At 57.4% G+C, this 12,777-nt stretch carries 11 protein-coding genes and 2 pseudogenes; 9 read left to right on the plus strand and 4 right to left on the minus strand.

Features of this window, described 5'->3' with window-relative positions:
* Positions 1-66: 66 nt before the first annotated feature.
* From ACQ86N_RS14745 to ACQ86N_RS14785, 9 genes and pseudogenes are all read left to right on the plus strand, one after another.
* Positions 67-3,231 carry a WD40/YVTN/BNR-like repeat-containing protein gene (locus ACQ86N_RS14745; protein WP_431215800.1) on the plus strand — a complete coding sequence of 1,055 codons (3,165 nt, stop codon included), beginning with the start codon at positions 67-69 and terminating at the stop codon, positions 3,229-3,231.
* Between the two features lie 3 nt (positions 3,232-3,234).
* The gene (locus ACQ86N_RS14750; RefSeq protein ID WP_431215801.1) at positions 3,235-3,726 is read left to right on the plus strand and encodes a hypothetical protein; all 492 of its coding nucleotides are present in this window, start codon (positions 3,235-3,237) and stop codon (positions 3,724-3,726) included.
* A gap of 48 nt (positions 3,727-3,774) precedes the next feature.
* Positions 3,775-4,239, plus strand: a pseudogene (locus ACQ86N_RS14755) (TonB-dependent receptor plug domain-containing protein); the annotation flags it as partial.
* Positions 4,240-4,925: 686 nt separating this feature from the next.
* Positions 4,926-5,933 (plus strand): TonB-dependent receptor, encoded by a 1,008-nt coding sequence (locus ACQ86N_RS14760; RefSeq protein WP_431215802.1) that lies wholly within the window; start codon positions 4,926-4,928, stop codon positions 5,931-5,933.
* Between the two features lie 144 nt (positions 5,934-6,077).
* Positions 6,078-6,914, plus strand: a complete 837-nt coding sequence (locus tag ACQ86N_RS14765; RefSeq protein ID WP_431215803.1) for a heme/hemin ABC transporter substrate-binding protein — start codon at positions 6,078-6,080, stop codon at positions 6,912-6,914.
* Positions 6,915-6,969: 55 nt separating this feature from the next.
* Positions 6,970-7,593: pseudogene (locus ACQ86N_RS14770) on the plus strand (FecCD family ABC transporter permease); the annotation flags it as partial.
* Positions 7,594-7,612: 19 nt separating this feature from the next.
* On the plus strand, positions 7,613-7,972 hold the full coding sequence (locus ACQ86N_RS14775; RefSeq protein ID WP_431215804.1) for a FecCD family ABC transporter permease: 360 nt from the start codon (positions 7,613-7,615) through the stop codon (positions 7,970-7,972).
* Entirely contained in the window at positions 7,965-8,741 is a 777-nt protein-coding gene (locus ACQ86N_RS14780; protein ID WP_431215805.1) for a heme ABC transporter ATP-binding protein, read from the plus strand. Before ACQ86N_RS14775 ends, ACQ86N_RS14780 begins: the two co-directional genes overlap by 8 nt.
* A gap of 55 nt (positions 8,742-8,796) precedes the next feature.
* Entirely contained in the window at positions 8,797-10,059 is a 1,263-nt protein-coding gene (locus ACQ86N_RS14785) for an LVIVD repeat-containing protein (RefSeq protein WP_431215806.1), read from the plus strand.
* Positions 10,060-10,302: 243 nt separating this feature from the next.
* Here the strand turns inward: ACQ86N_RS14785 and ACQ86N_RS14790 are convergent, their stop codons facing one another.
* From ACQ86N_RS14790 to ACQ86N_RS14805, 4 genes are read right to left on the minus strand one after another with little or no spacing between them, the layout of a single operon-like run.
* Positions 10,303-10,695 carry a hypothetical protein gene (locus tag ACQ86N_RS14790; protein ID WP_431215807.1) on the minus strand — a complete coding sequence of 131 codons (393 nt, stop codon included), beginning with the start codon at positions 10,693-10,695 and terminating at the stop codon, positions 10,303-10,305.
* Positions 10,696-10,736: 41 nt separating this feature from the next.
* Positions 10,737-11,330, minus strand: coding sequence for a hypothetical protein (locus ACQ86N_RS14795; protein ID WP_431215808.1), 594 nt, complete (start codon positions 11,328-11,330; stop codon positions 10,737-10,739).
* Positions 11,300-11,626, minus strand: a complete 327-nt coding sequence (locus tag ACQ86N_RS14800) for a hypothetical protein (protein ID WP_431215809.1) — start codon at positions 11,624-11,626, stop codon at positions 11,300-11,302. Before ACQ86N_RS14800 ends, ACQ86N_RS14795 begins: the two co-directional genes overlap by 31 nt.
* A 35-nt stretch (positions 11,627-11,661) precedes the next feature.
* The gene (locus ACQ86N_RS14805) at positions 11,662-12,498 is read right to left on the minus strand and encodes a hypothetical protein (protein WP_431215810.1); all 837 of its coding nucleotides are present in this window, start codon (positions 12,496-12,498) and stop codon (positions 11,662-11,664) included.
* Between the last annotated feature and the right edge of the window lie 279 nt (positions 12,499-12,777).

The following is a 12,777-nucleotide window of genomic DNA, read 5'->3' on the forward strand; positions in this document are numbered from 1 at the left end:
ATACCGATTTGAACGCAGGCGATATTTGTAAAAGATCATAAGGTAATTTCCATAAAATTATCGGCTATGCGCAAAATAATTGGCTGTTGGCTGCTCCTTCTCGGCGCTATGGGCTCATCAGCCCAGTCCATCGACAGCAGCATTTTCAGTCAGCTGCACTTTCGTTTTATAGGCCCCGATGGCAATCGCGCCATCGCCGTCGCCGGCGTGCCGGGCGACCGCAATATCGCCTACGTCGGAGCCGCCTCGGGCGGCATCTTCAAGACCGATGACGCAGGCATTACCTGGCGCCCCATCTTCGATAGCACCGACAACTCCTCCATCGGAGCGCTCGCGATCGCCCCTTCCAGCCCCCGCCAGGTATGGGCCGGCACCGGCGAGACCTTTCTGATCCGGCCGGCCGAAGCCATGGGCAACGGCGTGTATAAATCCACCAACGCCGGCCACACCTGGACCAATATGGGACTCCATGCCACGGGCAGGATCAGCCGCATCATCGTCGATCCAACAGACTCCAATACGGTCTATGTAGCCTCGCTCGGACATACCCACTCGCCGCAGCAGGAGAGGGGCGTATACAAAACTACAGACGGAGGCAGGTCCTGGGAACGCGTCCTCTTCGTCGACTCCCTCACGGGCTGCTCCGATCTCTCGATGGACCCGCAGCACCCCGGCACCCTCTACGCCGCCATGTGGCAGATCTCGTTCAAGACCTGGCAGCTCAACAGCGGCGGGCCCGGCAGCGGCATCTTCAAGACCACCGACGGCGGAAAGACCTGGAACCGGCTGGCGGGCGGCCTCCCCGGCGGAACCGCACACCCCGTGGGCAAGACTTCCGTGGACGTCGCCTACAGCAATCCGAATATCGTTTACGCGCTGATGGAGGACAGGGACCCCGCGCTCTACCGCAGCGACGACGCCGGAGTCACCTGGAAGAAGGTGTTCACCAGCCACTCGATGGCCCAGCGGGCCTCCTACTATACCCGCGTTCGCGTCAACTCCGGCAATCCCGACAACGTATTTACGATATGCGTTACCGTTATGGAATCGAAGAACGGCGGAAAGTCCTTCAACGGCAACGGCGGGAACGGCGACTACCGTCCCGGCGGCGACACCCACGACATGTGGTTCGACCCGAAGAACCCGGCCAGAGCGATGGTAGCACACGACGGAGGCATGAACATGACCTACAACGCCGGCAAGACCTGGCAGAACGTCAACCTGCCCATCGCCCAGATGTACCACGTGTCCGTAGACAACCAGGTGCCCTATTTCGTATACGGCAACCGGCAGGACGGCAGCTCCTATCGCGGACCCAGCAACAGCCTGCAGGGCGGTATCCCGACGGGACTCTGGACGACCATCGGAGGATGCGAGAGCGGATTTGCGCAACCGGATCCCGAAGACAACGCCATCATCTGGTCCGGCTGCTACGACGGCGGCCTCGACCGCACCGACCTGCGTACCGGTCATGTCAGGGACGTACGCGCATGGCCCGAGGCCGGCTACGGCTATCCTCCCGCCGAGATGAAATACCGCTGGCACTGGAACTTCCCCATGACGATCTCGCGCCACAACCATAACAAGGTATATATCGGCAGCCAATACGTACACGTGACGACCAACGAGGGCCAGTCCTGGTCCGTCATCAGCCCCGACCTCACCACAAACGACAAATCGCACCAGCAGAGCTCGGGAGGGGTCAGCACGGACAATCTGTTTACGTTCGATGGCTGCACCCTCTATGCGATCGCCGAGTCCCCGGTAAAGGAAGGCGTGGTCTGGACCGGCTCCAACGACGGTCTGGTACACGTCACCCGCGACGACGGCAAGCACTGGGAGGACGTCAGCCCGAATATGCCCGGTCTCCCGAAATGGTCGACCATCCGCGATATATGCCCTTCGGCCTTCGATGAGGGCGCCTGCTACGTCGCCGTCAACGGCCAGTTCATCGGAGATTTCAAACCCTATATCTACAAGACCACGGATTTTGGTAAGTCCTGGAAGCTCATCACCGGCAGTTTCCCGCAGGGCTATTCTTCTTTTATCCACTCGGTAAAAGAAGACCCGGACAAAAAAGGACTCGTATGGGCAGGCACAGACAACGGGCTGTATTTCTCGCCCGACGACGGCGACCACTGGGTCCACCTCAAGAACAACCTGCCCCCCGTGCCAGTCTACGGCATCACCATCCAGCGCGGTTTCAGGGACCTGGTCCTCGGCACCTACGGACGCGGTTTCTATATTCTTGACGACGTTACGCCCATCCGGGAGTTCACCCGGCAGACACAGCAGTCGGAAGCCTATCTTTTCTCCATGCGCAAGGCCTACCGTTTCCGGCCCCATATCGCCATCCACGGCGAACGTTCCTCCGCCTCCGGCCAGAACCCTCCCTATGGGGCAGATATCAACTACTATCTGAAAGACAGCGTTCAGGATACCGTAAAGGTCCTGGTGCTGGACGGAGCCGGCAACATCGTTCAGCAGATAAAAGGCTCGAACAAGCCCGGGGTCAACCGGGTGTGGTGGGACCTCGGCCTGCAGCCCTATGTCCTGCCGCCACTGCGTACCCGCCCCGAAGACGCCGACTGGGTCAAGCTCGACTCCAACGGCGAACGCGCGATGGTGATCTATGACCTGGACATCGGCCCCGGCCTGCCGACGACAAAAGTGCTGCCCGGCGCCTACACGGTCGTCCTGAAAGTGGGCGGCAAGGAATACCGCCAGCCCCTGGAGGTCCTGCGCGACCCGCATACCACGGGCAGTGACGAAGATATCCGGTTACAGTATACCTTTGGTACGGAGATATTCCAGTCGATCCAGAGCGTGCTGCACATGATCGATACGCTGGAGACGCTCCGGTCAGGGGCGATCGCCGCCGAACCAACGCTGACGAACAAACGCCAAAAGGAGAAGCTCGCCGCCTGGCAGCGGCAGCTGCTCGACGTCGAAGCGCTGCTCCACGACGTCCACTCCACCGGAGCGCGGGAGGATATCTTCCGGAGCCCGGCGCAACTGCTGGAAAGGTTTCTGACGATTTCCAAGGAGAGTATCTCCGGCGGATCGGACTGGCGGCCTACCGATCAGCACAGGGAAGTGTACAACCTGCTCAGCGGCCGGCTGGCAACGACGAAGACCAAATACGAGGCCGTGCTTAAGAACTATCCGCTGCCAAAGCCGGGCGGAATTCTGCCCCGCGAAAAAGTCGAAAAACCAATAGGAAAAGGTTGATTGTTGAAAAAAGGAGTCACCATATCGCTGCTGCTGCTATTGTTCTATACCCAGATAGGGTACTTCGGACAGTTCCTGCTGCAGCAATGGCGGCTCAAAGAAGCTGCCCGGGAGGCGTGGATAGCCGCGCTTCCCGACGCCGCATTCTTCAGGGTCTCGCAGGCCGACGTCGACAGCCACGGAAAATGGGAGGAGCCCGGACGCGAGTGCTGGTACAACGGGCATCTGTACGACGTCATCAGACAGAAGGCCGGCTGGCTGTACTGTTTTGACGACGACAACGAAGAACGGCTGCTCAGCCGCTCCGGTGAACTGGCACACGAGAACCATAATAAAAAGACGCTGCCTTCTTTCCGCATGGCAGATACCATCGTCGAACCACCGGCAATTGCACTCCTGGAGCCTGTTGTGTGCCGGCATCCCTGGTCGGAGCTCATCAGCGGGCGCCTTCCGTTCTATTGCTGTGATATCGTAGTCCCACCGCCAAAAGGGTAGAAGTTCATTCCCGGCTTCCAATACCTTCTTACCAAAACTTTTTTCAAGATGTTGAGACTACGATCGACAGGCATTTATCTGTTGCTGGGCGCCGCTATCTCTGCGAACGCCCAAACCCCGCAAAAAGACACTGTACATACACAAACGCTGAATACCGTTCAGGTTACCGGCTGGTCCAACGGCCAGAAAGGCAACCAGCTGGACATCGCCCGCAGCATCGGAATGCTGACGCCGGTGGACTTTCACCGCAACAACGGACTTTCGCTGGAGAACTCGCTCAACCTTATTCCAGGTGTTATTATGCAGTCCCGGTCGACCTTTGGCGGGCAGCGCATCAGCATTCGGGGCTATGGCAACAACACCAATTTCAACGGCCAGGGCGTACAGGTCCTCTTGAACAATATCCCCATTACCGATGCGACCGGGACGACGATCCTCGACGACGTGGACTTCGCCACCCTCGGCAGGGTAGAGACGATCAAAGGCCCGGCCTCCAGCCTCTATGGCAGCGGAATCGCGGGCGTGGTCAACCTCTATACGCTCAAACCCCAGCCCAACAAGACCCGCTTCGTTGAGGAGAATACCTTCGGTTCCTATGGCCTCTGGCGCAACAACACCCGGATCGAAACGGCCGGCGAACACTCGGCCCTCGTCTTCAACTACGGCCGCCAGCAGTCCGACGGCTTCCGGGCACACAGCGCCAGCCACAAGGACTATGCCCAGCTGAGCGGCGATTTCTATGTCAGCGACAAAAGCACGATCTCGACCTATTTCGCCTATGCGAACTCCCACGAAGAGCTGGCGGGTGAGATGGACAGCGCCCAGTTCTACGGCCGGCAAAAATGGAGCGACCCTGCCTATCTCGTCAACAACTCCAAAGTGGACATCGAGAGTTTTCGGGGCGGTGTGACCAGCGACTACAGGATCGACGGGCATTTCAGCAATCTGACCACGGTGTATGGGGGCGGGTATACGCTGAATTCTCCGTTCGCACATGGTTTGACAAGTAACCAGGCGTTTACGTTTGGAGGCAGGACGGGGTTTGTTTATAGCTCCGGCCCGGCGGCTGGTTCCGGCCCCATCGCTGTCGAGGTGGTTCACGGCATCTTCGGCGCGCAGTTCCAAAAACCCTCGCCTTCAACAAGTCCTACAATCTCACCAACGATACCCTCGGCGGGATCCGCGGCGACCTGCAGAATGTGTCGAGCAGCTACAGCGTCTTCACCGAGTGGAAATTCGCGCTGCCCTCGCAGCTCATACTCACGGCCGGCGGCAGCCTCAACTTTACCGAGTTCGGCATCACCGATATGCTCGCCAACAGCGCCAACCCGAACCACGCCAACGGTTCGGGCTATCGTAGTTTTCCTGCCGTCTTTACCCCGCGCGTAGCGCTGCTGAAGAAATTCAGCGACGCGTTCTCGGTCTATGCCGATATCAGCAGGGGCTATACGCCGCCCACTACCTCGACTACCGTCATTGCCGCGATCGGCAAAGTCAACACGGGCCTGCGCCCTGAATACGGCATGCAATATGAGATCGGCACCAAGGGCGACCTGCTCGGCCGCCGCCTGTCTTATCAGCTGGCACTCTTCGACCTGGACGTACGCAACAAGATCGTATCCCAAACTATTCCCGCATCGGGCGGACTGCCACAGTATACCGAGTCCGTCAACGCCGGCCGCCAGCAGGACCTGGGCGCCGAGCTGACACTCAGCTATCTGCTGGTGGATGACAAATCCTCGGCGATCACGCAGCTGCGGCCCTGGCTGAGCTATGCCTGGTCAGATTTTAAATACAAGGATTTTAAAAGCGACCACAACAACAACGCGGCGACGGTGGACTATTCCAACAAGAAAGTGGCAGGCACAGCTCCCAGCGTCCTCAATCTCGGCGTCGACCTCCAGACAAAGCCGGGATTCTATGCCTATCTCAGCTACCGCTACAACGGCGCCGCGCCGTATACCTTCGACAACCTGCATTCGGCGAAGTCCTATAGCCTGCTGAACGGGAAGATCGGCTACCGCAGCGTCCTCGGCGCGCATTTCTCCGTAGATTGTTATGTCGGCGCCGACAACCTCACGGGCAGCACATACTATACTTTCCTTTTCTATTCCGGCAACCTGGCGGGGACGACCGATCCGCATTTCCTGCCGATGCCGTATAACGCGACCGTTTACGGAGGCGCAAAACTGGCGTATATCTTTTAACTTTAGAATCATGAATCGAATTTCTTCCGGCCTCTCCCGGTTCCGTCAGGTTTTCGAACCGCTTCACTCATTTCGGTCCCGTCATCAGTCCAGCCCCCTCCATCCCCGCGTGAACCGCGCGGTTCACATTTTTCGGCGACCCTGATGCTCGTCCTTTCTGGCTGCGGCGGGCGTTTCGGCGACAAAGGCAACAACAAACAGGGCCTCCGGATCGTCAGCGTCAGCAAACAACTCACCGAGATCGTCTTCGCGGTAGGCGGCGACACCGCCCTCGTCGGCGTGGACATCTCCAGCACCTGGCCGCCGGCTGCGAAAAAGATCACCGCGGTCGGCTACCACAGAGCTCTCAATCCCGAAGGGATCATATCGCTGAACCCCACGGCAGTCTGGAACGACGGCAACTGGGGCCCGCCCGCGACGATAGAGCAATTGAAAAAAGTCGGCATTCCGCTGCGTCAGTTTGACGGCGGCAATACGATCGACTCGACCAAACAGCTGATCCGCCAGCTGGCGAATGAATTTCACAACCCGCAGGCGGGCGACTCTATCTGCGACCGGCTGGATAAGGATATGGCCCGCGCCGATTCGTTCCGTCGGACATTCCCTGATACCCCAAAAGTCCTCGTCATCCATTTCGGCCAGGCAGCCAACCAGTACTTTGTGCTGAGCCATCGCGGCACCCAGCAGCAGATGCTGGACTGGGCCGGCGCGGTCAACGTGGCCGACACCGCCCAGAAATGGAAAAATCTGAGTGCGGAAGTCATCGCAAAAGCACAGCCCGACGTCATTCTCGCCACGGACTACGGCTTCGACCTGCAGGGCAGCGTGGAGAAATTCAAAAGCCTTCCGGGCGTGTCGCTGTCGCCGGCGGCAAAGAACAATCGCATCTACCGGGTAGAAGAACACGACCTGGTCTATCTGGGACCCCGCACCGGGCAGAATGTGTACGAGCTGATCAGGCTGATCCATAAACACCAGTGACTTGAAAAAAATCCCCTTCCATATCTATTATTTGGTCTTTAGTCTGCTGCTCCTGTTGTCGCTGATCGTCTCGACCCGCGTCGGAGCGGTCTCTATCGGGTATGACCGCATACTGCTCTTTATCCGCCACGCGCTGACAGGGACACCCGGCGCTTCCATCGAGGAGCAGCTTTTCCTGCAGATCCGTCTGCCCCGCGTCCTGCTATGCGCGCTGACCGGAGCCTCGCTGTCTGTCGCCGGCGCGCTGATGCAGGCTCTCTTTCGCAATCCAATAGTAGAACCGGGTCTAGTCGGAACCTCTTCCGGCGCGGCGCTTGGCGCCGCCTTTGTTTTTGTCATGGGCAAAAGCCTCAGCGGCGCGTGGGTAGACGCGCTGGGGCCATTTCTCCTCCCGCTGGCGGCTTTTGTGGGCGGCGGACTGGCTACCTTACTGGTCTACCGACTGTCGAGCGTATTTGGCAAGGTCAACGTCAACACACTTCTGCTTGCGGGCATTGCCGTCAACGCTCTGGCGGCGGGCGGGACCGGCTTCTTCTCCTATATCGCGCGCGACCCGCAGGCCCGCAGCATCGTGTTCTGGCATCTGGGTACGCTCTCCGGCGCGGACTGGACCAATACAGGCATCGTGGCGTTCTCGACCATTGTAGGTATCGGGTTCTCCCTCCGCTATTCGCGGGCGCTCAATGCACTGTTGCTGGGTGAGACGGAGGCTGCCTACCTGGGCGTCAATACCCGGCAGCTTCAAGACGAGGATCCTCCTGCTGAATACTTTCCTGGTGGCGGCGGCCACTTCGGTGGTGGGCGTGATCAGCTTTGTGGGGCTGATCGTACCGCATATCCTGCGGCTGCTGAAGAGCTCGGACAATCGCTGGCTGATCATCGGCTCGGCCCTGCTGGGCGCCATCCTGCTGAATATCGCCGACATGCTCGCCCGCGTCATCGTAGCCCCCTCCGAATTCCCTATTGGCGTGATCACCGCTTTTGCGGGCGCACCCGTCTTCCTTTTCCTGTTGATCCGCGCCGGCCGCCAGCAGCAAAAAGGAGGGTTTTATGCTTAGCATCGAAAACCTCGTCTGCCGCATCGGGAACCGGACCATCGTCGACGATATTTCCATCTCGTTTCAGCCCGGGCGTTTGCACGTTATCGTGGGGCCGAATGGTTCCGGTAAGTCGACCTTTCTGAAGGCCTTCAGCGGAGAGTGGACACCCGCCGCCGGTCATGTGACCTATGATGGGGTAGGGTTGAGCAAGTTCGACCGGATCGACCTGGCCCGCCGCCGCGCAGTCATGACCCAGCTGCCCGAGCTGCACTTCCCGCTGAGTGTGGACGAGATCGTGATGATGGGACGGTATCCGCATTTTTCATTCCGCCCGTCCGCGCGCGACAGAGACGTCTGCCGCCACGTAAAAAGACTGCTGTCGATCGACGAGCTCGGCGACCGCGACTATCTGACCCTTTCCGGCGGCGAAAGACAGCGCGTCCAGTTTGCCCGCGCCCTGGCGCAGGTCTGGGAGACGCCGCACGACGGCGCCCGCTACCTCTTTCTCGACGAGCCGGTGTCCAGCCTCGACATCCACTATCAGCACCAGTTCCTCCGCCTGGCCAGGTCGCTGGTCAAAGAAAATATCGTCCTCATCGCCGTGCTCCACGACATCAATCTGTCTTTACAATATGCCGACCGCATGGTCTTTATGAAACAGGGCAGGGTAGTGGCGGAAGGAGCCCGCGATATCGTGACGGCCGAACTCGTCCATCGGGTATTTGACGTGGAAGCGAGACTGCTCGCCGATCCGGAGGGCGGGCGGCCGGTGATCGTATTTACGTGAAAGGCGGTGCAACGGTTGGTCAGGTTCCTTTGTCAAATGGAGACAAAACCTGATCATGAGAAACAAAACTGGCCTGCTCGCCATCGGCATCGTCCTGGCGTTTGGGGGAATGCTGCTCCCCGGTTGTCTGAAAGATAAAGTCAAGAAAACGTATACCATGTACATCCCCGTGTATACGAAGAAAACTACCGTCATCGCCTCTATCAACGGTGACGCCGGCCACGCCATTACAAAGGCGGGCCAGATCTATATCAAGGACTCCTATATTTATCTGAACGAATACAACGCCGGCATCCACGTCTTCGACAACAGCAATCCCGCCCATCCGGTACAGGTCGCCTTCCTGAATATCCCCGGCAACCAGAATATAGGCATCCGCGGGAACACGCTGTTCGCCGACATGTACAGCGACATTCTCGCGATCGACATCTCCAATATCAAACAGGTAAAAGTGGTCGATACCCTCCTGAGCGCAATCCCTTTCCGCAACACAGGACAGAACGATCAGGTGATAACCGGCTGGATCAAAAAGGACACAACGGTGGACGTGGAGACCCGAACAGGCCCCCCCGTGTTTTATGACATTCCAGGAACGAACTTTTATTCTGTAAATGCTGCCGCCTCCGCGGCCGCAGCCTCCAGTCTTGGTTCAACCGGCATCGCGGGCTCCACCGCCACTATGACCCTTGTGGGGGACTACCTTTACGTTATACCCGAACCGCATTCGCTGAATACCATCAATATAAGCGATCCCACAAAGCTTGGTCTGTCCTCTAGCATCAATGCTGGGTTTGACATCGAAACGATCTTTCCGGTCCGGAACCGGCTTCTCCTGGGCTCCAAAGAAGGCGTATATATCTATTCGTTAGACGACGCCTCCAGGCCCGCCAAAATAGGCGAGTTCACGCACGGCAGGGCCTGCGACCCCGTGATCGCCGACCAGAACTACGCCTATGTCACCCTGCGTTCGGGCACTAACTGCGGCGGAAGCGCCAACGAACTGGACATCCTCAACGCGCAGGACCTTTCCGCGGTCTCGATGCTAAAAAGCTATCCGATGACCAACCCTTCCGGCCTCGGCAAAGACGGATCGACGCTGTTCATCTGCGACGGGCCCGACGTCAAGGTCTACGACGCGTCCGACCCTTCCCACCTGAAGCAGCTGAGTACCATAGCCGTCAGCGCCGCCTACGACGTCATTGCCAACAACCACGTGCTGCTCGTAGCGAGCCCCACCGGACTGGACCAGTACGACTACAGCGATCCATCCCATATCGTTGCACTAAGTCATCTATCCATTACCCCTGGCCAGCAATGACAAAACACATTCTGACAGGCGCTCTTTTCCTCGCGTCAGTGAGCGCCTGTTTTAGTCAGCAAACCGCCAACACTACCCTCCAGGCCGCCACCGCTGGCCGGCACGCCGCCAACACTACCCTGCAAGCCGCGACCGCTAGCCGGCAAACCGCCGACCCTTCCCGGCAAACCTGGCGATTCCGCAGCGACAACTACGGCGGCCTCTCCATCGGCCAGATGGGCAGCTACGGCCGAGTCCGGACCGTCAACGGCCTGAGTCGCGGTCCCTCGGTTTCTGGGGCTGGGCGCGGGCCTCGACTACTACCGTTTCAGAAACATCCCTCTTTTTCTGTCCGCAACGCGGGACCTGACCACCGGCAAAAGGGACGGACTCTTCATCATCCTCGACGCCGGCGCCGACCTGCCCTGGTACAAAAGGAAACCCCAGCCCTATGAGAACCTCACCAGCAGCTTCCGCGCCGGCCCCTTCTGGAACACCGGCCTGGGCTACAGATGGCGGTTCTCCGACGCCGGCCGCAAAGCCCTGCTCTTCTCCGCCACCTACGGCATGAAACAGCTGAGCGAACGCCAGACAACTACCGGCGCCTGCTTCGATCCCCCCGCCTGTACAATAAATAGCCAGACGGCCGACTTTCACTATACCGACCGGAACCTTCGGTTAGGGGTAGGTGTGGAGTTTTAAGACGTGAACCGCCTCTCCGCAACAAAACTTACTTCCACGTAATCGTCGTCCACGGCTTCGTCGTCGGTCCCAGCGGTCCCAGGTCCCAGCTCGATCAGCCTTCCCCGACTGTCGAACTCATGATCGTAAAGTTTCTCAGGACCCTCCCCATTGGAATACTTTGTCATGATATAAGACGGCGACGTGACTTCAGGGAAATAACCAAGATATTCCAGGTACTGAAAACCCTCATGGTCGTTTTGCCACCCTTCACAGTAAAATTGCTGCTTAGCCGGGTGCGTATAGTCATATTCATAACTGTTGCCATTGAAGGAAAGCAGGTCACCGTATTGGTCATAGATAAGGCTATCCGTCTCGGGCAGATCACCGGCATACACTTCGTTATTGACCCTCAGCCTGCTCACGGCGACAAGCCTGTTGTTCTTATAACTATAGGTCTCATTGACATTGAAGTTGCCCCGCCCTCCCGGAGGGAACCAACTGGAATCCGCGATACTCGACTCGGGCCTCCCCTTCGCATTTAGCGTGATCGTCAGCAGCGTGTCCGGACCACCGTTTTTCAGGTTATGCTTGTCAATAAGATAAACCATCCTTCCCTTTTGCAATACCGCCGCTTCCCGGTATCCAAAGCGGTTGTAAAAAACAAACCGACCGGGAAATCATAAGAGCCGTCGATCTCCACCACCGTCCTGCCGGAATAGATCTTTTTGAAGGGAAAAGTTTTCCGGCCATCGTTGGGATCGTCAAAATCAGCGCGATGGTATTCCACTACCTGATACTCACTGTTCAGTGGATTTTGGGGAGGGATTGGTCCGCTGTCTTTACGGCAGGACGAGGACGCGAAAAGGAGAAGCACGCCAGCAGCGGCGAAAAGAATTCTTTTCATATAAATAAAAGTTTAAGGTTTCGACGGTCCTCTATTTATTTCCAGTTCACGGTCACATGACCATTTGTCTCGTCATCGTAACTGATCAGCCGGCCCTGTCTGTCCAACTGGTGATTGCTGACCTTGTGCGGCTCGAAGTCCGTATAGCTCGTCAGCAGATTGGTTGGGCTGCTGATCTCAGGGAAATAGCCGAGATATATCAGGAGGAAGAACGGTTCGTCAGGCCCGGTCAGCCCCTGGAAATAGAATTGTTGTTTGGCCGTCCTCGTGTAGTCATACGACCAGGTAATCCCGTTGAATGATATCACGTTACCGTACTGGTCGTAATTAATGCTGTCGGTGGGGTTGCCGTGATGCGGTTCATTTAAAACATTGTTCACAGCAATGATCCTGTTGTTTCTGTAAACATAATTCTGAATCAGGTATTGCGGAGGCCAGTAGCCGAGCAGGTCGTAGATCAGACTGGTGTCCGATTTCAGCGACTGCGGCCTTCCCGCCCCGTTCAGCGTGAGCCAGATGGCAGTGTCATGGCCGCCGCCGGGTGACAAAGTCTTTTTGATCAGGTAGACCATTTGCCCCTTCTGGGATACCGTATAGGATTTATAGAACGACTGTTGGAAGGTAAGGTATGAACGATCATCCTGGAAGCCACAGTCGATACCAACCACCGTATGGCCCGAATGATCGTACGTTTTTTTGAAGGGAAAATGGGCGTAACCGAGCCACTCATCGTACTCGGTGGCATGACACTCGACGACCTGGTAGTCGCTGGTCAATGGATTCTGCTGAGGGAAATGGCCGAGATCTTTACGGCACGACGAGGACAAAAAAAGGAGAAGCATGCCTATAGGGGCAAAGAGGCTCTTTTTCATATAATAAAAGTTTAAGGTTGACTTTTTCGTCAGGGGGCCGGATCGTTAATCAGTGTGTGTGTAGTAAGAAACGAGGTAAGAACGATAGTTGAGGAGGATCTTAGCGTGTAGGCTAGCGTAACGAAATTAGGTGTTTATAATTAATTGCCAAAAAAATGTTGTGCCTGACCGTTAGTTCTCGCGGCCTCCGGGGTAATCGGCTGATCCTCAATTTGGTTAATTTAGGGGCGGTGATTGGTAAAATTTGAAAAGGGCATTTGACGCGATTGTAGGAAATTT

The sequence above is a fragment of the Puia sp. P3 genome (assembly GCF_050632245.1).
In the GTDB taxonomy this organism is placed as follows: Bacteria; Bacteroidota; Bacteroidia; order Chitinophagales; family Chitinophagaceae; genus Puia.